This is a genomic window from Sulfitobacter sp. HNIBRBA3233 (assembly GCF_040149665.1).
Classification (GTDB): Bacteria; Pseudomonadota; Alphaproteobacteria; order Rhodobacterales; family Rhodobacteraceae; genus Sulfitobacter; species Sulfitobacter marinivivus.
On the sequence record NZ_JBEFLP010000006.1, the window covers coordinates 43,515 to 64,988 of the forward strand.

The window sequence follows — 21,474 nt, forward strand, 5'->3', positions numbered from 1 at the left end:
ATGACTGCTTTCACACGTATTCTTGCCGCTGCAGGACTGGCTGCCGGATTGTCCACAGCCGCCGCTGCGCAAGAGAAAACCCTGACCATTTCCACATGGCTGCCGCCTTCGCACAGCATCAACGTGGACATGTTCGAGGGGCTCATCGACATGATGGAGGAAGCCACCGACGGGCAGGTCACCGCCGAGATCAAGAGCGGCCTCGCCCCGCCACCGGCGCAGATGGATCTGGTGATGGACGGCGCGGCCGATATCTCGATCATCTTTCACGGCTACCAGCCCGGCCGCTTTATCGCGACCAAGCTGATCGAACTGCCCGGTTACGAAGGCAACGCCGAGGCGGCATCGGTCGCCTACTGGCGTGTGCACGAGGCGATGCTGTCCGAGCTGGACGAGCACCGCGGTGTGAAGCTGATCGGGCTCAGCACCCACGGCCCGGGCCAGATCCACGCGACCGAGCCGGTTGAATCCCTTGCCGATCTTGACGGGCTGAAGACCCGTCTGGGCGGTGGCGTCAGCGGTGACGTGGGCGCGGCTGTCGGTCTGATCGGCATCAACGTGCCCGCGCCGAAGGTCTACGAGACGCTGGAATCCGGTGCTGCCGATGCGGTGGCGATGAACGTGGGCGAACGCCTCGGCTTCAAACTGACCGAAGTAGCCGAGCACCTCTATGTCATGCCCGGCGGCTTCTACCGCGGATCGTTTGCCGTGCTGATGAGCCAGCAGGCCTTTGACAGCCTGACCGAAGAGCAGCAGGCCGCGCTGGAGGAAAACGTCTTTGGCGAGCCGTTCAGCAGGTTGATGGGTGCCGCATGGGATGCATCCGACGAAGCGGCCTATGCCGCCACCCGCGAGGCCGAAGGCAACACCGTGACCGAAGCCTCCGCCGCCGATCAGGAGGCTTTCGCCAAGATCGCCGCCGATGTGCGCGCGAAGGTGCTGGCAGAGATCGCGGATGCCGGGATCGACGCGCAGGCGGCCTACGACATGGTTGTCGAAGAGATGGCGAAGTAATCGAGCCAGATCAGACCGGCGGGGCGCCCCAGCGGCGCCCCGTTCCACGACCGACAGGAGCCCTGCATGTTGCGACTGCTATTCCGCCTGCCCATCGCGATCGCGGGGGCGGTTCTGTTCTTTCTCATGGCGATGACATTTTGCGATGTCATCATGCGCTCGGCGTTCAACGCGCCGATCGAGGCGGCGACCGAGCTGACCAAGCTGAGCGTCGCGCTGGTCGTCTTCGCGACCCTGCCGACAATTTCCTTTCGCGGCGAACATATCGCGGTCGACCTGCTGGATCCGCTGTTCTCGGGGCGGGGACTGGCGCGGTTGCGCGACGCGGTGATCGCCCTGGCCTGCGGCGTCATGCTGATCTGGCCCGCACTATACGTTCAGGTGCTGGCCGAACGCGCGCGCAGCTACGGTGACCGGACCGAATACCTCGAAATTCCGCAATTCATCGTCGGCTATTTCATTTTCATCATGTGCGCGCTGACCATCGTGGCGCTGATCGTCAAGGGTGTGCTGCTGCTGGTCGCGCCCCGTCTGGTGGAGGACGCGCTGTGATTGCAGGTCTGATCGGGTTCTTCTGCGTCCTTGTGCTGGTGCTGCTGCGCATGCCCATCGCCTTCGCGATGGGGCTGGTGGGGATGGTCGGCTACATGATGGAAAACTCCGTGCGCGGTGCGATTTCCATGGGCGCGCGGCTGATCATCGATACGGCGCAGGACTACGGTCTCAGCGTGGTGCCGCTGTTCATCCTGATGGGGCTGTTCGTGAACAAGGGCGGGATTTCCAAGGAGCTCTATGCCGCGTCGAACGCCTTCCTCGGGCATCTGCGCGGCGGTCTGGCGATCGCGACCATCGTCGCCTGCGGCGGGTTCGCCGCGATCTCGGGCAGTTCGCTGGCAACGGCGGCGACCATGTCGAAGGTCGCGATGCCCGAAATGCGCCGCTACGGCTATTCCGACGGTCTGGCCACCGCGTCGATTGCGGCGGGCGGGACGCTGGGCATCCTGATCCCGCCGTCGGTGATCCTCGTGATCTACGGGCTGCTGACGGAAACCTCTATCGGCAAGCTTTTCGTCGCGGGCATCATTCCCGGGTTTCTGGGCATCCTGTTCTATATCTTCGCGGTGCAACTTTCCGTGCGCCGCAACCCCGAGGCCGGCCCCGCGGGCGAGCGTACGGACTGGTCCGGCAGGCTGAAGGCGCTGCGCGGTGTCTGGGCGGTCCTGCTGCTTTTTGCGCTGGTGATCGGCGGGCTGTACGGGGCGCTGGACGTCTGGCCGATCTACCTGTCGTTTTCCCCGACCGAGGCGGCGGGAATGGGGGCGGCCGGTGCCTTCCTCATCACGCTGCTGCGCGGGCGCCTCGACTGGGCCGGGTTTACCGAAGTGCTGGGCGAAACCGCGATCACCACTGCCAGCCTGTTTTCGGTTCTGATCGGGGCATGGATCTTTTCGAACTTCGTCAACATCGCGGGGCTTCCCGAAGCGCTGCTCGCGCTGGTCAGCGAGAACGATCTGAGTCCCTGGGCTGTGATGGCGGTGATCCTGCTGATCTACATCGCGCTGGGATGTGTCTTTGAAAGCCTCTCGATGCTGCTGCTGACGGTCCCTATCTTCTTTCCGCTGGTGACGAGCATCGGATTCGATCCGATCTGGTTCGGCATCGTCGTGGTTGTCGTGACCGAGATCAGCCTGATCACGCCGCCGGTCGGGCTGAATGTCTTCGTCCTCAAGGGCGTGGTGAAGGACGTCAGCACCGCGACGATCTTCAAGGGTGTGACGCCGTTCTGGCTCATGGATATCGTCCGGCTGCTGCTGCTTCTGGCGGTTCCGGCGCTCGCGCTCTATCTGCCGGGGCGGATGTAGCACAACATAATCATGATTCTCGGTGCTCGGGAGCCACCGGAAACCTCAATTTCGCAAGGCTTCACGCGGTTCTACCCTGACGCGCACTGCGGCATATTGACTATTTCGTAGAATCTCTTGCGATGTGCCGCAACTATCGTATCCTACTGTATACCGCTGCACTCGCCATGCAGTGCAGGGGAGACGCCATGAAAACCGAAAAAGACGCGACGTCTTTGTTCAAGGACAGTCTGTATCACGAGACTGTCACCCAGATTGGCACGCTTCGTGCGAAGCTACCGGAGGAGGTTTTTGCGAACCTCGCCCGCGAGGTGATCCGCCGTCTGACGGACCATCCCGCCGTCCTGTCCTCCTCTATCGCCTTTCCGACCGACAGCAAGATAGACGAGCTGGCGCGCGCGCTTTTGCTGCCCAATCCGCGGGCCGGGATCGCCTTTGTCGAGCGCATCCGCGATCAGGGCGCGTCCGTCGAAACCGTCTATCTGGCCTATCTGGCCGAAGCCGCGAAACGGTTGGGGTACTGGTGGGAAACCGACCAGATCGGCTTTACCGACGTGACGATCGGCACCGGCCACATCTATGCGATCATGCGCGGGCTGAAACCCGTGTTCGGGCAAAACGCGCGCCCTGCGCAGCCCTCGGCCCTGTTCTGCCCGGTTCCCGGCGAAACCCATACGCTGGGCATCCAGATGGCGGCCGATATGGCGCGCAAGCAGGGATGGAACATCACGCTCAAGCGCGACCTGTCCCATGACGCGCTTATCAGCCATGTTATCAGCGCCGGCCACAGCGTCATCGGCATGACAGCGGCGGGCGAACATTCGCTGCCCGCGCTGGCGCGGATCATCCTGGCCCTGCGCATTTCCGCGCCGAACGCGGCGATCCTGATCAGCGGCAATGCCGCGCGCATCGCCCCCGAAACCATTACATTGATGGGCCCCGACGCCGTGGAGCCCGATTTCGACAAGGCGATGACCCGTCTCGGTGAAATCTGGGAAGACGGCAACCGCGCCTCCGAAACCGGCTGAGCCAACGAAAAAGGGCGACCCCGTGGGACCGCCCGTTCCGTTGCGCAAACCGGTCCTTTCGGATCAGCTGTCGCCTTCTTTTTCTTCTTATTCCGGTGCGGGACCGACAGAGACGAGGTACGCCCAGACGTTGACCGCGTCTTCCTCGTCACGCAGTTTGAACGCCATCTTGGACCGCGCTTTGGAATCGTCGAGGTAGTCCGCAAGATACTCTTTCGGGTCAGCGACGTATTTCACGAATTCTTCTTCGTTCCACTCAAGACCCGCTTCGCCGGCTTCCACGATGGAATCGCCATAGCGGAAATCGGTCGAACCGGCCTGACGGCCCAGAACACCGTAAAGGTTCGGACCGGTCCGGCCACCGCGCACGATCGTTTCGCCGTCGGCGTCCTCGATCATGTGGCAGGCCTTGCACTTGTTGAAGACCGACTCGCCTGCTTCCGCGTCACCGGTTGCGTGGCCATCGGCAAAGGCAGGGGCGCTCATCAGCGCCATGCCCATAGCTGTTGCTGCGAAAAGTTTCATTGTAATCCTCCGTTGTATGCCCTCCACCTAGACTGGACGCGGCCAAGGTAAAGGACTGACGAAGGAAAAAGATTGCACACTATCTACCCTGCGCCAAGCGCTACTGACAGAACGTCGTCCGCTGGCCATGGATGGCCCTGTGTAAATTGCACATTACACTTGCCGAAACATAAGGTGTCAGATTAATCTGACACAATGTCACTCGCACCCGCCCAACCTTTGCGCCGCCTGCCCCAGCCTGCCGCGGCCCTGGCCCTTATAAAGCCGATCACATGGTTTCCGCCCATGTGGGCGTATCTCTGTGGCGTGGTGTCGTCGGGTGTGGCCCCGTCGGGGCAATGGGCGCTGGTGGTGCTGGGTCTGGTTCTGGCGGGCCCTCTGGTCTGCGGGATGAGCCAGGCCGCAAACGACTGGTGCGACCGCCATGTCGACGCCATCAACGAACCATTGCGCCCGATTCCGTCTGGCCGGATACCGGGGCGCTGGGGGCTCTGGATTGCGCTGGCGATGTCGGTGCTTTCGTTGCTCGTGGGCTGGCAACTGGGGCCATGGGGTTTTGGCGCGACACTCCTCGCCGTTGCGGCGGCATGGGCCTATTCCGCCGAACCCGTGCGGCTGAAGCGGTCGGGCTGGTGGGGGCCGGGCCTGTGCGGTCTGGCCTATGAAACGCTTCCATGGATCACCGGCGCGGCCGTCGTGTCTGGCGGAGCACCTGCCGCGCCCGTTCTGGCGGTTGCAGTGCTTTACGGTCTGGGCGCGCATGGCATCATGACGCTGAACGATTTCAAGGCGGTCGAAGGGGACCGCGCGCTCGGCCTTGCCTCCCTGCCCGTCACGATGGGTGCGGACCGCGCGGCGCGGGTCGCCTGTGTGGTCATGACCGTGCCGCAGCTTGCGGTCATCGCCCTGCTGTTTTGGTGGGGCAAGCCGGTGCACGCGCTGGCCATCGCCGCGCTGCTGGCCGGACAGGGGGCCGCGATGCGCGTGCTGCTGCGCGATCCGAGGGGCAACACCCCATGGTATCAGGGCGTCGGCATCCTTCTTTACATCAGCGGCATGATGGTCGCCGCCTTCGCGCTCAGGGGGCTGTGATGCAACTGTCCTGGATCCAGATCTTCCGGCTCGGACTTGTGCAGATGGCGCTTGGCGCGATCGTGGTGCTGACGACATCGACCCTGAACCGGCTGATGGTCGTCGAATTCGCCCTGCCCGCCGTTCTGCCCGGCGCACTGGTGGGGCTGCACTACGGCATCCAGCTCAGCCGCCCGCGCTGGGGATTCATCTCGGACAAGGGGGGCAACCGGACCGCGTGGATCATCGGCGGCATGGCGCTTCTGGCGCTCGGCGGTCTGGGTGCTGCACTCGGGGTGACGATGTTTGCGCAAAGCTATGGCGCGGCGCTGGCCCTGTCGGTGCTGGCCTATGCGCTGATCGGGCTGGGCGTGGGGGCTTCGGGCACATCGCTGCTGGCGCTTCTGGCCACCACCACCGCGCCGCACCGCCGCGCCGCTGCCGCGACGATCACCTGGCTGATGATGATTTTCGGCATCGCCCTGACAGCGGGGCTCGCGGGCAGTTTCCTCGACCCCTATTCGCCCCCCCGCCTGATGGCGGTGGTCGCCGTGGTCGTGGGCGCTGCCTTCGTGCTGACCGTCATCGCCGTGGGCCGCATCGAACGCGGCCTGACGAAACAGGCATCCGAACCGCCAACCCCCTTCATGGAAGGGCTGCGCGAAGTCTGGGCAGAACGCCGTGCGCGGAACTTCACCCTCTTCGTGTTCCTGTCGATGAACGCCTATTTCATGCAGGAACTCATCCTCGAACCCTTCGCGGGCCTCGTCTTCGGCTTTACGCCGGGACAGTCGACACAGCTGTCGGGAGCGCAGAACGGCGGTGTCTTTCTGGGTATGCTGATCGTCGGGGTCGCCGCCACCGGCCTCAAGCTCGGCTCGCTGCGGGCGTGGGTCGTGTCGGGCTGTATCGGCTCGGCGCTGGTGCTGGGGTTGATCGCGCTGGCGGGAACGGGCGCCTTCGCATTGCCGCTGGTGCCGCTGGTCATGGGTCTTGGCCTGTTCAACGGGATGTTCGCCGTCGCGGCGATCGGGTCGATGATGGCGCTGGCCTCTGACGGGCGCGAACGCCGCGAAGGCACGCGGATGGGGCTCTGGGGTGCGGCGCAAGCCATCGCTGCGGGCTTTGGCGGGCTGACTGGTGCCGCCGCCGTCGACCTTTTGCGCCTGTCGCTGCCCGACGGCCCCGCCTTTGCCGCCGTTTTCACGGCCGAGGCCGCTCTATTCCTTGCCGCTGCCGTGATGGCCCGGCGGATCCTGTCCACCACCCCAGCGCCGCACGCCGCCGCGCTCGTTCCGGGAGAATAACAGATGTATGATGTCGTCGTCGTAGGCGGGGGCCCCTCGGGCACCACCGCAGCAGCCGATCTGGCGCGGTCCGGCAAGACCGTCGCCTTCATCGATCGCGAAGGCCGGATCAAACCCTGCGGAGGCGCGATACCGCCACGGCTGATCCACGATTTCAACATTCCCGACAGCCAGATCGTCGCGCGCATCCGTACCGCGCGGATGATCTCGCCCACCCAGCGGCAGGTCGACATCCCCATCGAGAACGGTTTCGTCGGCATGGTCGACCGCGAGCATTTCGACGAGTTCCTGCGCGTGCGCGCCGAAGCCTCGGGCGCGGAACGCTTCGCCGGCACGTTCACGCGGATCACCCGCGACGAGGAAGGCACCCATGTGCACTACCGTCACAAACACTCGGGCGAGATGCGCACGCTGACCGCGCGCATCGTCATCGGAGCGGACGGGGCGCGCTCGAACGTGGCCAAGGCCGAAGTGCCCGGTTGCGAGAAGATCCCCTACGTCATCGCCTACCACGAGATCATCGAAGCCCCCGAAACCGCGCACGCCCAATACGACCCCATGCGCTGCGACGTGATCTATGACGGCGCGATTTCGCCGGATTTCTACGGCTGGGTGTTCCCGCACGGCGGACAGGCCAGTGTCGGGATGGGCACCGGTCTCGACGGTGTGGACCTCAAGAAAGCCACGGCAGCGCTGCGGGCCGCGTCCGGTCTGGCCGACTGTCGCACGATCCGCCGCGAGGGCGCGCCGATCCCGCTGCATCCGATGGACTGCTGGGACAATGGCCGCGATGTCGTGCTTGCCGGGGATGCGGCGGGCGTTGTCGCGCCTTCCTCGGGCGAAGGCATCTATTACGCCATGGTCGGGGGCCGCGTCGCCGCCACCGCTGCGGCTGCGGCGCTTCAATCCGGCCGCGTGCAGGATCTGGGACTGGCGCGCAAGCTGTTCATGCGCGAGCACAAGCAAGTGTTCCGCGTGCTGGGCGCGATGCAGAATGCGTACTACCGGTCGGACGCGCGCCGCGAACGCTTCGTGTCGTTGTGTCACGACGTGGACGTGCAGCGCCTGACCTTCGAGGCCTACATGAACAAGAAACTGGTCAAGGCACGGCCCTTCGCGCATCTGAAAATCGGGGTCAAGAACCTCGCGCATCTCACAGGTCTCGTATCCGAGACACGGGTATAGTAAACGCACCGGTGCAGAGGCACCTGGGTACGAACGCGACAGAGAGGCCAGATCATGCGCGACGGAGACGTTATGAACGACATCATGATCCCCGCCTGGGTCGACGGCAGGTTGACGCCGGTCGAAAAGCTGGCCGCGCACCAGCGCGGATTGCGCCACAAGGCGGTGTCGGTTTTCGTGATGGACGGGCCGCGCATGTTGATCCAACGCCGCGCGCTCGGCAAATACCACACGCCCGGCCTTTGGGCGAATACCTGCTGCACCCACCCCGAATGGGAAGAGGACGCCGCCGATTGCGCGAACCGCCGCCTGTCCGAAGAGTTGGGCATCACGGGTGTGATCCCGCGCCCGCGCGGGCAGGTGGAATACCGCGCCGATGTGGGCGACGGGCTGATCGAACACGAACTGGTCGATGTCTTTGTGGTCGACGCGCCGCGGGAAATGCCTCTGGCACCGAACCCTGACGAGGTGATGGATACCCGCTGGATCGATCTGGATACCCTGCGGTCCGAGATCGCCACAACGCCAGAGGTCTTCACCCCGTGGCTGCGGATCTACATGGCCGAACACACCGCGCTGATTTTCGGCAATCCGGCCTGAGCCGGTCCTGCGAGGAGCGTCTTGCGCGGCGCGCGGAGGCGCGGCGCGAGCGAGGAGCCCCCGCCAGCCCTGTGGTCAGGCCTTGACCCGCTCCACCTTCGCGGCCTGCAAGGCCGCCGCGGCGATATCCGCCGCCGTCAGGCCGGCATCCGCATACATCGCATCCGGTGCCGCCTGATCGATAAACCGGTCCGGCAATGTCATCGTGCGCACGGCCAGATCCCCGTCCAGCAGCCCCTCGTCGCTGAGGTAGTGCAGCACCATCGCGCCAAATCCGCCCCGTGATCCCTGCTCTACCGTGATCAGCGCGCGGTGCTTGCGGGCCAGCTTCGCAATCAGCCTGGTATCCAGCGGCTTGGCGAACCGCGCGTCCGCAACCGTCACGGTCAGGCCCTCCGCCTCGATGATGTCCGCGGCCCGCAGGCTTTCGCCCAGATGCGCGCCGAAGGACAGGATCGCCACGTCGAACCCGTGGCGCACGACCAGCCCCTTGCCGATCTCCAGCGGGACACCGCGTTCGGGCAGGGCCACACCGCTGCCTTCCCCGCGCGGATAGCGAAAGGCGATGGGCCCGCTGTCGTGGGCGACTGCAGTGGCCACCATATGCACCAGCTCCGCCTCGTCCGACGCGGCCATCACCACCATGTTCGGCAGCGCCGCCAGATATCCGATGTCGAAGGCCCCGGCGTGGGTTGCCCCGTCCGCCCCGACCAGCCCGGCCCGGTCGATGGCAAACCGCACCGGCAGATTCTGCAAGGCCACGTCGTGGACGATCTGGTCATAGCCGCGCTGGAGGAAAGTGGAATAGATCGCGCAGAAGGGCTTCAGCCCGCCCGCCGCCAGACCGGCGGCGAAGGTCACGCCATGCTGCTCTGCGATGCCCACGTCGAACATGCGGCGCGGGTGCTGCTTGGCAAAGATGTCGAGCCCGGTGCCTGAGGGCATCGCGGCGGTGATCGCCACGATCTTAGCATCGCGCGCGGCCTCTTCGGCCAGCGCCCTGCCAAAGACCGACGTATAGCTCGGGGCATTGGGCCGCTTCTTGGGTTGCGCGCCGGTGGCCGGATCAAAGGCGCCGACACCGTGATAGCGGTCGGCGGCGGCTTCAGCGGGGGCGAACCCCTTGCCCTTCACGGTGCAGCAGTGGATCAGGACCGGCCCCGTGGCGCGGGTGCGCGCGCTGCGCAGGACCGCCAGCAGCTGGGTCATGTCATGCCCGTCGATCGGGCCCATGTATTCAAATCCGAGATTCTCGAACAGCGTGCTCTGGTCGCTCACCGATCCCGTGACCAGCTGGCGCGCCCGGCGCGCGTGGTCGCGCAGCGGCCCGGGCAATGCGGCCTCGAAACCTTCCGCCATGGTCTTCAGCTCGCCCAGCGGTCCGGCATTCAGACGCGACAGGTAGGACGACATCGCCCCCACCGGCGGCGCGATACTCATTTCATTGTCGTTGAGGATGACGAACATCCGGCGGCCCTGCGCACCCGCGTTGTTGAGCGCCTCGTAGGCCATGCCAGCACTGATCGACCCGTCACCGATCACCGCGATGGCGTCGCCGGTGGCCTCGCCCATGTCGCGCGCCACGGTGAACCCCAGCGCCGCCGAAATCGACGTGGAGCTATGCGCAGCGCCGAAGGGGTCGAAAATGCTCTCGCTGCGCTTGGTAAACCCCGAGATACCGCCCTCCTGCCGCAAGCTCGGCATGCGGTCGCGGCGGCCGGTCAGGACCTTGTGCGGATAACACTGGTGTCCCACGTCCCAGATCAGCTTGTCGCGCGGCGTGTCGAACACCGCATGCAGCGCCACAGTCAGCTCCACCACGCCCAGCGACGATCCCAGATGGCCGCCGGTGGTCGCCACCGCGTCGATGACCTCGCCGCGCAGCTCGGTGGCGAGCGCTGCAAGTTCTCTGTCGGTGAGGGATTTCAGGTCGGACGGTGCCGCGACACGGTCCAGAAGGGGGGTGGGACGGCCCATGGCGGGCTCCTTTTCTCGACATCTGGCTCTCGACGGTTTGGCTGGGGACCTGTTGGCCGGGGAACAGAGGGTGGCGGACGCCGGAACGCACCACCCTCTGTCTCCCGTAGCCAACAGGAAGCGTCGGAGGGTCGAGGCCCCCGACAGTATCAGACAACCCTAGGGACAGAATTGACTGATCTCGTGTGGCAGGGGCGGCGCCGAAAGGGCGGCCGCCCCCGCCGAAAACTCAGGCCGTCGTGGTGGCCTCTTGTGGCGCGAGCAACGACAGCGGCGTCGGATCTGGCGCCTCTTTCGATTCCTCGGGCAGCAGGTTGCTGATCCCGACCGTGACCGCAAAGAACACGCCGAGGACGATACAGAGAACCGCGGCATAGCCCGCCCCCTTCATCATCAGCAGGAACACATCTGCCCTCAGGCGGAATGTCGGATCCTCGGTGCGCAGGTAATTATGATCGCTCATGTCAGTGCTCCTTAATCAAGCGGCGCGTAGCCGTGGTCCTGCGCCCAGATGAACCAGTTGTCGACAACCGTGCCGGTCAGCAGGATACCGATACCGCCGGTCAGCGTTGTCAGTACCGCGAACCACCACGCCCAGCGGTGGATACCCTCCATCGTCGCGTTGAACCCCATGGTCCAGCGCCAGAAGAGCGCAGCGCGTTCGGACGCTGTCCCGCGGTCCACGATCTGTTCGATTTCGCGCTCGCCGCCGTAGCGGCTGACGGCGAGGATCGTCGCCCCGTGCATGGCAAACAGCAGCGCCGAGCCATAGAGGAACACGATCGAAAGCGCGTGGAACGGGTTGTAGAAGAGGTTCCCGTAGGTCAGCGAAAACAGGTTCGTCCAGTCGAGGTGCGGGAAGATCCCGTAGGGTACGGCCTCCGACCACGATCCCATCAGGATCGGGCGGAACAGGCCCAGCACAAGGAACAGCCAGATCGCCGAAGCGAAGGCCCAGCTGACGTGCTTGCCCAACCCCAGCTCCTCCGCCCGCAGGTAGGTGCGGATCCACCAGCTGATCACGGAGATCAGCAGGAAGAACGAGGCGATGAGGAACCAGCCGCCCTCGTTCAGGGGCGGAAAGCCGAGCCCGTAGTCGGACGAGGGCGGCTCCAGCGCCAGCCAGAACAGTTCGCGGAAGAAGAGGGCGGGCGAATAGTCGACCTGCCACCAGAAGTTCATCCCGACGATAAAGAACCAGGCAAATCCGGTGGCCAGCGCCACCAGCCCGAAGGGGCCAAGGTAGACCGGCCCGAGCTGTGCGTTGCCGAACCACCCCGCGAGGGTGCTGAAACCCGCGCGGCTGGTGCGTTCCCGGGCGATGGTCCCCGTGGGGTCCATGCCCATCTCAGGCGGTCCTTGGACCTGAACCTGGGTGAAGATGTTTTGATACTCAACCATGTGTCAAATCCTTGTGCTTAGAGATCCGCCCACCAGGGCAGTTCGGCGTACCAGTCCCACCACGCGCTCCACTGGTCGAACCAGATGGTGCCCGAGATAACGATGCAGATCGCGCTCCACAGACCGGCGTTCAGCGCCAGCAGCAGGCCAAGGCGGTGAATGCCCAAGGGCCCGATCGAATAGCCGATCAGATCGCGGAAGTAGGTGTCTTCGTGGTCCGGCGTGCCGATGGTCTTGCCCTTGCCGGGGTTGACCGCTGACAAGACCAGCGACCCGTGCAGCGCCAGCGCCAGACAGGTGGTGAAGAAGAACGTGATCGCCACCATATGCGCAGGGTTATAGTGGAAGTTGCCGTAGGCGTAGCCGACGTTGTTCACCCAATCGAGGTGGCTGAAGATCCCGTAGGGAAATCCGTGCCCCCATGCGCCCATCAGGATGGGCCGGATGATGACCAGCGTCACATAGGCAAGGATCGCCATGCCGAACGCCCATGGCACGTGGTATCCGATACCGAGCTTGCGACAGATCTCGACCTCGCGCATCGCCCACGAGATGAAGGCGAAGGTGGCGCATAGGGTGATCACCTGCCAAAGGCCTCCTTCGGCGAGCGGTGCCACGCCAAGGCCGACCTCGAGCGATGGCGGATCAATCGAGATCAGCCAGGGGTTCCAGGTGTCGCCAAGGGCAGCACCGTAGAAAATGAGTATTGTTCCGAGTGCGGCGAAGAAAAACGTCGTGACGCCGAAAAAGCCGACATAGAAGGGGCCCACCCAGAAGTCGAACAGGTCTCCGCCCACCAGCGTCCCACCACGGACACGGTATTTTTTCTCGAAGCTGAGCTGTGCCATCTTCTGTCTCCTTAAGCGCCCCTACCCACGGGAAACGGGGCAGACCTGCGCATGATTGTTCCATCGGGTTGCCGTGGGCGGCAGCGCGTCGCGGCGCCGCCCACAGCGTGTTCGTTGCAACTGAGCTTATTCGCCGGCTTCCGCGCCACCGAAGGCACGGTTGAACCAGTTGGTCTCTGGATTGCTGAGCAGGACGAGGTGAATCATCGCCGCCAGCAGGAAGAGGAACACGCCCTGCGCCACGAAAACGCGACGGGGGTCAAAGATCAGCCAGATTTTGTAAAACTGTGCCATTTGTATGTGATCCTCTCAGTTACCAGGCGAACCAAGGCAGTTTGAAATACGTCAGCAAATGGGCGACCAGAGCCACGATCGTGAAGATCATGAAGCCGCTCATATAGACCGAGTGCAGTTCCTGCGCTTGCTCGTCTGTCAAACCTGTGAAGGACAGGTCAGTGTTATCAGCCATGTTTTTCTCCTTAAGAAAAAGTGCCGACGCCGCGCACCCCCCGCGGCCGGGTTACAACAGGGGCTCATCCCCCGCTCTAATCCACCATCCCGGGGGGGAATGGCGAATGTCTTGTGCCCTGGTCCCTCAAGGCGGAATTCTCGTGGCGGATGGCCCGTTCAGGCCGAGAAAATCCGCGGTGTGATGATCTGCGCCTGGCTCCACGCAGATTTCACGGGGCCCCGCGATGGCAGGGCCATCTGGCGCAGCGCCGTCAGCGTCCATGTCAGGATCGCCAGCGGCAGCGTCGCCAGAAAGATCACCGCGAAATACACGTAATACTCACGCGTCGCGGCGCTCGAATGTGACCGCTTGCGCGTCACGTTCGTCAGGTTGGTCATGTCAGTCATTAGCACCTCCCATGCTGGGTTGCAGACCTTTGACAGTCTCCAGAACGACCCGTTCGTCGCCTTGATCCAGCGCGCGCCTTTCGGCTTCGTCGCGCAGGGTCTTGGCCGCCGAGATGCGGGTCAAAATCGGATGGCTGGCCACGATCCGGTCAAGGTGCGCTTGTGCGTCCTCGTCCCACGGAAAGTCGCGGCGCAGCGGGGTTGGCGTGGCGGGGGTCTCGTCCATCTCACTGCCCAGCGGCAGGATGTGGAACAGCGCGTCGAACAGCCCGTTGCACACTTCCTGCAACAGATAGGTCGCGCCCGCGTAGCCCATGAACGGCGTGCCGGTCGCGCGCCGGATGGCCGCCCCCGGAAAGCTTGCCGGGATGAAGGTCGGCGCCGGGCCGAAGCCCGATTTCATCTCGGCCAGATACATCTTCTCGTTGATCGACCCCATGACGATCAGCGGGCGCTTGGTGTGGATATCGCTGCGCACCGCGTCGTTGTTGGTCTTCTTGCCCGCCGTGCGCGCCACCGCAAAGGCGCAGGGCAGACCCAGGTCGGTCTCGAGGAAATTGCGGATGCCGCGCGCGTAGGTCTCGTTCGCGACGATCCCGAAAGACGCGGTGGCGAAGAAATCCTGCGTGACCGAGCGCCACAGATCCCACACGGGCTTGATGGTCGAATGTTTCTCGCGCTCGATGAACGGCTCGGGATCAAGATCCAGCATCTCGCCCAGGGTGCGCAGGAATTTCGTGGTCGAGTCGATGCCGATGGGCGCCTGCAGATAGGGTTTGCCAAGCACCTCGCACAGGCCGCGCCCGAATTCGCGGTACATGGTGACGTTGACGTCGGCGTTCACCAGCCCGCGCATTTCACTGACATGCGCGCCAAGCGGCATGACCATGTTGATCTCCGCGCCGATGCCTTCCACCAGCCTCCGGATTTCGGCCAGATCGGAAGGCATGTTGAAGGTGCCGTACATCGGGCCCAGGATGTTGACCCTCGGCTTGGCACCTTCTTCACGCTTGGCTTCCTTGGGCATCCGGCCCTTGGTCATGCCAAACTCGGTAAAGATCCACGTCATCGCGCGGTCCGCCGCTTCCCACTGGTCCTCGTCGATGGTGCGCGGCAGGAAGCGCTGGATGTTGGTACCCATGGGCGTGACACCACCGCCGATCATCTCGGCGATGGAGCCTGTGACAACGACCGCTGGCAGCGCAGGGTCAAGCGTACCCCACGCCCGTTTCATGGCGCCCTCGGTCCCGTCGCGACCCAGCTCTTCCTCGCCAAGGCCCGTCACCACGATGGGCAACTCGTGCGGAGGCAAGGCATCCGTGTAATGCAACACCGATGTCACCGGCAGGTTCTCGCAGCCCACCGGACCGTCGATCACACATTGCAGGCCCTTTACGGCGCAGAAAGCATAGACAGCGCCCCAGTATCCGCCCGCGCGGTCGTGGTCCTGCACTAGCATGGCACAGGGCCCCCTTCTCCATTTTGCCGGTAAACTCCGGGGGTCCGGGGGCCGGTCCCCGGTCCGACGCCGGCGCCGTGAGAACGGGATATGGCGATGCGCCCTCTCATATCATCTCCGCCGCTTTGGCGGCCTTGGCCTGGCGCTCCAGCTTCTTCTGGTTCAGCGCACGGAACTGCGGTTGCAGGTTCGGATCGCCCTCCCAGACACCGGCGGTATCGCCGGCGCCCACGCCCTCGAAGAAGGCTTTCATACTGTCCATCCGGCCCTTGTTGGCCATCGCCGCGTTGATCACCTCGGCCAGCGACCCGGCGCCGGCCACGCCCATCAGGGGGCGCGCGGAAATCAGGTTGGTAAAGTAGAGCGACGGGATACCCATCTCCTTGCCCTTCTGGACGACCGGCGTGGTGCCGATGGCCAGATCGGGGCGGATCGCCTCCATCGCGGCACAGTCGTCTTCCAGCGAGGCGCGGAATTTCACCTTCACACCCTTGTCGGCCAGCCATTCGGCATCGGCGGCGGACCACGGCGATTTCGCGCAGGCGGTGCCGACATAGGGCACATTCGCGCCGCTTTCGATCAGCAGACGCGCGACCAGAAGCTCTGATCCCTCATATCCCGACAGGGTGATCGTGCCGTTGATCGGGGCCGCGGCAAGCGCACCCCTGATCGCGGGCAGGAACTGGTTCTGCGCCTCGGCGATCCTGTCGGCACCGATGCCGAAGGCGTCGCCGATCGCGGCCAGCCACGCGGCGGTACCGTCATGACCCACGGGCGCGGAGCCCACGATAGGCCGGCCCGCGGCCTGAAACTCGCGCACGGCGGCGGTATAGAACGGATGGATGGCGGCCACCGCCCCACAATCGAGCGCGGCATAAAGCTCGCGCCATTCGCGGCAGGGCACCACAGGACCGGCGGCCAGACCCAGAGGGGCCAGCATCTGCCCGATCATCATCGGATCCGCCGGAAACATCTCGCCCAGCAGGCTGACGGTCGGGCGGTCGGAGGTGCCTGAGGCGGGCATCGGCACGGGGCCTGCCTTCACTTCCTCGCGGGCGTATTTCAGCATCGCACCGGCGAGCACGTCCTTCGCCTCAGCGTGGGTCGGAATACCGAAACCCGGCACGTCGATGCCGACGATGCGCACGCCGTTGATCTCGGACGGCAGCAGGCGCAGCGGCACACCAGACGCGGTCGGCACGCAGAGGTTTGTCACGACAATCGCATCATAGCGGTCGGGATCGGCCATATCGTGCACAGCCTCGCGGATGTCTTCGAAAAGCTTCCCCGTCACCAGCGATTCCGAATTGAACGGAACGTATCCGACAGACCGGCGCGCGCCGTAGAAATGACTGACAAAGGTCAGGCCGTAGACGCAACAGGCCGAGCCCGACAGAACCGTCGCGGTCCGCTTCATCCGCAACCCGACACGCAGGCTGCCGAAGGCGGGGCACATCGACTGCGGTTTGTCGTGCGGGCCCTGCGGATAGTCCTGCGCGAATTTCTCCAGAAGCTCGGCGTTGCCACCAAGGGCGGCGGCTTTCTTCATCTCGTCACCCGAGTGACAGCCCAGCCCGTCGGCGATGGGCGTATCGCGGTTTTCGACCGCGGTACCGGTGTCGACCTCGACGCGGTCCGCGTCATCGTACCTGCGTTCGCCGGTGGGCGTGCTGTCGGCTTCAAACGCTGTCATAGATCACCTCGAGGCTCTCTTTGGGTTCAGCGTTCTTTCCGCGCATGTCGGCATCCGTTGCAGGTTCAAGCGTGACGCCCGCACCGGTGTCGGATCCGTCGAAGAGCTCCAGCAACCCGTCCTGCGTCAGCGCCGAGGGGCGCATCGGCGGTGCCACGGCCACATTGTCGCCAAGGGCGGCGAACAGGGACCCCCATTCGCTCTCGGCGGTGCCGACGATCTGGTAGTTGGCGGATTTCTTGCGCAGATCGTCGTTTTGCGGGATCGAGGCAAGGACGGGAATATCGACTGCCTGGGCAAAGGCCTGCGCCTCGCCCGAGCCGTCGTCCTTGTTGATCACCAGCCCGGCGACGCCGACGTTGCCCCCCAGCTTGCGGAAATATTCCACCGCCGAGCAGACGTTATTGGCCACGTAAAGCGATTGCAGATCGTTCGAGGCGACCAGAATGACCTTCTGCGCCATGTCCCGCGCGATGGGCAGGCCAAAGCCGCCGCAGACCACGTCACCGAGGAAATCGAGCAGGACGTAATCGAAGTCCCAATCGTGGAAGCCCAGTTTCTCCAGCAGTTCGAACCCGTGGATGATCCCGCGCCCGCCGCAGCCGCGCCCCACTTCGGGGCCGCCCAGCTCCATCGCGAACACGCCGCCGCGCTTGAAGCAGACATCGCCGATGGCGACCTCTTCACCGGCGAGCTTTTTCTTCGTCGACGTCTCGATGATCGTCGGGCAGGCCTTGCCGCCAAACAGCAGCGACGTGGTATCCGATTTCGGATCGCACCCGATCAGCAGCACACGCTTGCCCTGCTCGGCCATCATGTGGCTGAGGTTGGCGAGCGTGAAGCTCTTGCCGATGCCGCCCTTGCCGTAGATCGCGATGATCTGGGTCTTGGACGTCGGTTCGTCGTGAATGATGTCGGCAAGATCCTCGTGCGCCTCGTCGCGCAGGCGTTGGTCGAAGTCCTTGATGGTGCCGCCATCCTTGAGGTTGGGGATATCAAGTGTCATGCGTGACCTTTCCAGTCGAGTATCATTTTGAGGCAGGCGGGATCGGAGAATGCCGCCTCGTAGGCTGCCGCCGCTTCCGTTGCGGGGCGGGTGTGGGTGATGAGGCCGTCAAGGCTCAGCGCGCCGGATTCGACCAGTTGCCGCGTGGCGGTCAGATCGTCGTGGCGCCACTCTGCCGCGATGCGGAAACGCGCCTCTTTCATGAAAGCGGGCGGGAAGGCAAAGCTCAGCCTGGCGCGGTAGAAACCGGCAAGAACGATCTCGCCGCCGCGGGCGATACGACCGATCAGCTGGGGCAGGATGTCATCCGCGCCCGAAGCGTCAAAGACGTGGCGATAGTCGGCGCGCGTGTCGTCGTCGGGGTGGACCACATTGTATCCCGCAGCACCGGTGTGGCGCGTGCGGTCAATCTCGTGGACCGTGGGCGCGGGCGCACCGGCGGCGACGGTCAGCCGCGCCAGCAGACGGCCCAGCGTGCCGTGGCCGACAATCAGGTCGGGCACTGCATTGCCTGGCCCCGCAATGGCGTGGCGGGCGGTCGCGGCCAGCGCCAGCAGCGCCCCGCTTGCACCGAAGCCGGGATCGATTCGGCATACGCGGTCGGCCTGCGACACCAGCGTGGACGACGCCGCCCCGAAAAGACCGAAGGCGCCGTTGTAGCAATTTGCACCGGGGACGAAAACGCGGTCTCCGGCTTTGAACCCCGTTCCGGCACCGGCTTCGACCACCTCTCCGGCGGCCTCGTATCCCGGCACCAGAGGATAGCCCATGCCCGGAAAGGGGGGCATCTCACCGCTCCAGAACAGCTTTTCCGTGCCCGTCGAAATCCCCGTGTGACTGACCTCAACCACCAGATCACCGGCGGCCGGCGCTTTCAGCGCCAGCGCATCGAGCCCCAGCTTGCGGGGTCCTTCCAGTATGACGGCGGTGGTTTGCACGTGGGGTTTCCTCCGGGTGGTGCGCCGCATCCTTGAGACTCGATGCGGCATTATTCTGCATCTGTAATTCTATCTATACATACCAATGTGTCAACTTGTATTGACAACTATCTGGCGAAGACTCTCCTCAGGGCTTCCGCGCCGTCACGCAGGAGGTGACGAAAGGGCGGCGGGCGCGCGGCGTCTCGATCGCCGTGAAACCGGCCGTGCGGCACAGCTGCGCGATCTCGTCCTGGGCGCGGGTCCGGCCCGTGCGCATCGCCATGGTATAAAGCGCGAAATAGGCATCCCCCGCCCGCGTGGGCCGCGCGCCCCCACTCATCGGTTCCGAGATGATCAGCCGCCCGCCAGCGGGCAGCGTGTCAAAGACCTGCGCCAGCAGGGCCGCGACCGTGTCGTCGGCGTGGTCGTAAAGAACCCGCACGAGGCTGATCGCATCGGCGCCGTCCGGCAGGCTGTCGGTCCGGAACGACCCGCCGACGATCTGGCTACGCTCGGCCAGACCGGCGGCGGCGAATCGTGCGGTGGCGGTGGGGGCGACCTGCGGCAGATCGAACAGCGTCAGCGCGATGCCCGGATGCCGCGCACCGACGGCGCAGAGGAAGGCCCCGGACCCGCCGCCGATGTCCATCAGCCTGCGCACACCGCGCAGATCGACGGTGTCGAGCGTATCTTCGGCGACCAGCTGCTGGCTGTCGGCCATCAGGTCGGAATAGACCTGCGTCTGCGCGGCATCCATGTCGCCGCCAAAGACATAGGGCCAGAAAGAGGCAAGTTCCGTCTGCGTCTCTCCGCGGAAGAAGGCGACGGGGTCGGCCAGATCGCGGTAGAGAACGTCGTGATGCGCGATCATCTGCGGCAGACCCGGCACGCCGACCAGCGCGGCGCCGGTCCGGCTCAGTGCGACACGGTTGCCGCGACGGCGCCGCAACAGACCCAGCGCGATACCCGCGCGCAGCAGCACCTCCATCCTGTCCGCAGGAACACCGCTGGCCGCAGCCAGCGCGGCGCCGGTGGCGGGGCCGCGCATCAGGTGGTCCAGTATACCCAGCTGCACGAGCGCCGACAGGATCTGGCTGTGGCAGAACCCTGCCAGCAGATCGAACATCGCGACGCCCTCGCGCGCGACGATACCGCGGGTCAGGGGAAACCGGGCGGCCCACCGCTGGAACCTGCGCGAGGCCATCAGCCGCGCGCCCCATCCCGAGGCAGAGGCCGCAGGCCTCGACGAGGCGACGTGCGGAGGGGCGACCTGCGGCGTGGCGGCGCTGTCCGTCATCACTCGCCCGGGATCCGCGTGGCCTGCGCCGCGCGCCACTTGATCGGCGTCAGGGCTTCAGCCTGCGCATTGACCATCCGCGCCAGCATCTCTTCGCCGTCGCACTTCGGGATCGACGCGATCGCGCCGCCCAGAATATCGCGCATCCGCCGGATCGCGCCATCGACGCCCAGTTCGGCAACCGCATTCGGACGTCCGTGTAGATCGTCCTGCCCCACGGGCTTGCCCAGCGTATCCTCGTCGTAAAGCGCATCACGCAGATCGTCGGCGACCTGGAAGGCCTCACCGATCCGCGCGCCCAGTTCGATCCACGGGGCGCCGTCCTGTCCGCCCGCGATAGCGCCCATCTCGGTGGCGGCCATGAACAGCGCGCCGGTCTTGGCGGCGTGGTAGGCCGACAGGTCGACCTCGTCCTCGCTCTCCCACCCCTGCCCCGCACAGATGCCGCCGGGCATGCCGGATCGCCGCGCGAGCACCGCGATCAGCTGCGCGGCGCGCACAGGGTCCTTGCCAGCCGCGCGCGCCAGCGTCTCGAAGGCCAGCATGATCAGGCTGTCGCCGGTCAGAACCGCGATCGGTTCGCTATAGGCGCGGTGGACGGTCGGCTTGCCGCGCCGCACATCCGCATCATCGAAACAGGGCAGATCGTCGTGCACTAGCGACGCGCAGTGCATCAGCTCCAGCGCCACCGCCGCCGCATCGGAAAGCGCGGGGTCGGGATCGCCGCAGGCCGTGGCGACACTCATCAGGATCGTGGGCCGGATCCGGGCACCGCCCGGCGTCACCGCATGCTCCAGCGCCGCCGCCAGCTTCGCGGGCGCGGGTGCTGCCTGCCCGTGGCGCAGGGCCGTCATGATCGCGGTGTCGATACGGGGGGCGAAGGACATGGCTGTCTCCCTTGCGGACTGAAGGCAGCCGGGACGGACCGCGGTCTGCGTAAACTATTGCTGACATAGTAAGTGTAAATTAGACTGGACATTATTGCCCCTCTTGTCAACGCAGCCCTTGGAGCCACCCCATCACCGACACCAAACCCCATATCGCCGTCATCGGTGCAGGCATTGGCGGGCTGGCGGCGGCCCTGCGACTTGCCCATGCCGGCGCGCGGGTCACCGTGCTGGAACGCCACGGCACGCCGGGCGGCAAGATGCGCACCCTGCCATCGGTCGCGGGACCGGTGGACACCGGCCCCACGGTGCTGACCCTGCGCCACGTCTTCGACGATCTGTTCCGCGCCGTCGGGGCACAGCTGGAAAACCATGTCACGATCACCCGCGAGGAGATTCTCGCGCGGCACTTCTGGCCCGACGGCACCACCCTCGACCTGATGGACGACCACGCCCGGAGCGTCGAGAATATCGCCACGGCCTTCGGCCCCCGCGCGGCGCAGCAGTTCGAAGAGTTCTGCGCCCGCACCGCCACG

23 protein-coding genes are annotated in these 21,474 nt (G+C 65.1%); 9 read left to right on the plus strand and 14 right to left on the minus strand.

Translation table 11 applies throughout. From position 1 onward, the window contains the following. The 4 genes from ABMC89_RS17920 to ABMC89_RS17935 all read left to right on the plus strand — a co-directional run bounded on the left by ABMC89_RS17920 (position 1) and on the right by ABMC89_RS17935 (position 3,904). Positions 1-1,014 (plus strand): TRAP transporter substrate-binding protein, encoded by a 1,014-nt coding sequence (locus ABMC89_RS17920; protein ID WP_349570413.1) that lies wholly within the window; start codon positions 1-3, stop codon positions 1,012-1,014. 66 nt (positions 1,015-1,080) lie between these two features. Continuing rightward, positions 1,081-1,566 (plus strand): TRAP transporter small permease, encoded by a 486-nt coding sequence (locus ABMC89_RS17925; protein WP_349570415.1) that lies wholly within the window; start codon positions 1,081-1,083, stop codon positions 1,564-1,566. After that, positions 1,563-2,876 carry a TRAP transporter large permease gene (locus tag ABMC89_RS17930; protein WP_349570417.1) on the plus strand — a complete coding sequence of 438 codons (1,314 nt, stop codon included), beginning with the start codon at positions 1,563-1,565 and terminating at the stop codon, positions 2,874-2,876. Before ABMC89_RS17925 ends, ABMC89_RS17930 begins: the two co-directional genes overlap by 4 nt. Before the next feature lie 188 nt (positions 2,877-3,064). After that, positions 3,065-3,904 carry a cobalamin B12-binding domain-containing protein gene (locus ABMC89_RS17935; protein WP_349570419.1) on the plus strand — a complete coding sequence of 280 codons (840 nt, stop codon included), beginning with the start codon at positions 3,065-3,067 and terminating at the stop codon, positions 3,902-3,904. An 87-nt stretch (positions 3,905-3,991) separates the two neighbouring features. On the opposite strand, the gene ABMC89_RS17940 is transcribed toward ABMC89_RS17935, so the two are convergent. Beyond that, a complete protein-coding gene (locus ABMC89_RS17940; RefSeq protein WP_349570421.1) occupies positions 3,992-4,429 on the minus strand; it encodes a c-type cytochrome in 438 nt (145 codons plus the stop codon). 195 nt (positions 4,430-4,624) lie between these two features. Between ABMC89_RS17940 and chlG the strand changes: the two genes are divergently transcribed. From chlG to idi, 4 genes are all read left to right on the plus strand, one after another. Continuing rightward, a complete protein-coding gene (gene chlG / locus ABMC89_RS17945) occupies positions 4,625-5,521 on the plus strand; it encodes a chlorophyll synthase ChlG (protein WP_349570423.1) in 897 nt (298 codons plus the stop codon). After that, positions 5,521-6,807 (plus strand): BCD family MFS transporter, encoded by a 1,287-nt coding sequence (locus tag ABMC89_RS17950; protein ID WP_349570425.1) that lies wholly within the window; start codon positions 5,521-5,523, stop codon positions 6,805-6,807. The genes chlG and ABMC89_RS17950 overlap by 1 nt, the downstream gene beginning before the upstream one ends. Positions 6,808-6,810: 3 nt before the next feature. Further along, on the plus strand, positions 6,811-7,992 hold the full coding sequence (locus ABMC89_RS17955; protein WP_349570427.1) for a geranylgeranyl diphosphate reductase: 1,182 nt from the start codon (positions 6,811-6,813) through the stop codon (positions 7,990-7,992). A 72-nt stretch (positions 7,993-8,064) separates the two neighbouring features. Then, on the plus strand, positions 8,065-8,592 hold the full coding sequence (gene idi, locus ABMC89_RS17960; protein ID WP_349570429.1) for an isopentenyl-diphosphate Delta-isomerase: 528 nt from the start codon (positions 8,065-8,067) through the stop codon (positions 8,590-8,592). 75 nt (positions 8,593-8,667) lie between these two features. On the opposite strand, the gene dxs is transcribed toward idi, so the two are convergent. The 13 genes from dxs to ABMC89_RS18025 all read right to left on the minus strand — a co-directional run bounded on the left by dxs (position 8,668) and on the right by ABMC89_RS18025 (position 20,938). Beyond that, positions 8,668-10,569 carry a 1-deoxy-D-xylulose-5-phosphate synthase gene (gene dxs / locus ABMC89_RS17965; protein WP_349570431.1) on the minus strand — a complete coding sequence of 634 codons (1,902 nt, stop codon included), beginning with the start codon at positions 10,567-10,569 and terminating at the stop codon, positions 8,668-8,670. 229 nt (positions 10,570-10,798) lie between these two features. Beyond that, positions 10,799-11,032, minus strand: a complete 234-nt coding sequence (pufX, locus tag ABMC89_RS17970; protein WP_349570433.1) for an RC-LH1 core complex protein PufX — start codon at positions 11,030-11,032, stop codon at positions 10,799-10,801. An 11-nt stretch (positions 11,033-11,043) separates the two neighbouring features. Further along, positions 11,044-11,970: a photosynthetic reaction center subunit M gene (gene pufM / locus ABMC89_RS17975; RefSeq protein ID WP_349570435.1), complete on the minus strand. Its 927-nt coding sequence runs from the start codon at positions 11,968-11,970 to the stop codon at positions 11,044-11,046. A 17-nt stretch (positions 11,971-11,987) separates the two neighbouring features. After that, positions 11,988-12,818, minus strand: a complete 831-nt coding sequence (pufL, locus tag ABMC89_RS17980; protein ID WP_349570437.1) for a photosynthetic reaction center subunit L — start codon at positions 12,816-12,818, stop codon at positions 11,988-11,990. A 126-nt stretch (positions 12,819-12,944) separates the two neighbouring features. After that, positions 12,945-13,112: a light-harvesting antenna LH1, alpha subunit gene (pufA, locus tag ABMC89_RS17985; protein ID WP_212706598.1), complete on the minus strand. Its 168-nt coding sequence runs from the start codon at positions 13,110-13,112 to the stop codon at positions 12,945-12,947. A 19-nt stretch (positions 13,113-13,131) separates the two neighbouring features. Next, positions 13,132-13,287: a light-harvesting antenna LH1, beta subunit gene (gene pufB, locus ABMC89_RS17990; protein ID WP_349570439.1), complete on the minus strand. Its 156-nt coding sequence runs from the start codon at positions 13,285-13,287 to the stop codon at positions 13,132-13,134. A 158-nt stretch (positions 13,288-13,445) separates the two neighbouring features. After that, entirely contained in the window at positions 13,446-13,676 is a 231-nt protein-coding gene (pufQ, locus tag ABMC89_RS17995; RefSeq protein WP_349570441.1) for a cytochrome PufQ, read from the minus strand. Continuing rightward, entirely contained in the window at positions 13,669-15,135 is a 1,467-nt protein-coding gene (gene bchZ / locus ABMC89_RS18000; RefSeq protein ID WP_349570443.1) for a chlorophyllide a reductase subunit Z, read from the minus strand. Before bchZ ends, pufQ begins: the two co-directional genes overlap by 8 nt. 106 nt (positions 15,136-15,241) lie before the next feature. Beyond that, complete coding sequence (gene bchY, locus ABMC89_RS18005) at positions 15,242-16,828, minus strand: chlorophyllide a reductase subunit Y (protein ID WP_439655674.1); 1,587 nt, start codon at positions 16,826-16,828, stop codon at positions 15,242-15,244. Continuing rightward, on the minus strand, positions 16,815-17,834 hold the full coding sequence (locus ABMC89_RS18010; RefSeq protein ID WP_349570445.1) for a chlorophyllide a reductase iron protein subunit X: 1,020 nt from the start codon (positions 17,832-17,834) through the stop codon (positions 16,815-16,817). Before ABMC89_RS18010 ends, bchY begins: the two co-directional genes overlap by 14 nt. Beyond that, positions 17,831-18,772 carry a chlorophyll synthesis pathway protein BchC gene (gene bchC, locus ABMC89_RS18015; protein ID WP_349570447.1) on the minus strand — a complete coding sequence of 314 codons (942 nt, stop codon included), beginning with the start codon at positions 18,770-18,772 and terminating at the stop codon, positions 17,831-17,833. Before bchC ends, ABMC89_RS18010 begins: the two co-directional genes overlap by 4 nt. 127 nt (positions 18,773-18,899) lie before the next feature. Then, a complete protein-coding gene (locus tag ABMC89_RS18020) occupies positions 18,900-20,051 on the minus strand; it encodes a methyltransferase (protein WP_349570450.1) in 1,152 nt (383 codons plus the stop codon). Continuing rightward, positions 20,051-20,938 carry a polyprenyl synthetase family protein gene (locus ABMC89_RS18025; RefSeq protein WP_349570452.1) on the minus strand — a complete coding sequence of 296 codons (888 nt, stop codon included), beginning with the start codon at positions 20,936-20,938 and terminating at the stop codon, positions 20,051-20,053. The genes ABMC89_RS18020 and ABMC89_RS18025 overlap by 1 nt, the downstream gene beginning before the upstream one ends. A gap of 161 nt (positions 20,939-21,099) precedes the next feature. Between ABMC89_RS18025 and ABMC89_RS18030 the strand changes: the two genes are divergently transcribed. Then, positions 21,100-21,474: NAD(P)-binding protein (locus ABMC89_RS18030; RefSeq protein WP_439655675.1), on the plus strand; the 375-nt coding region annotated here is incomplete at its 3' end.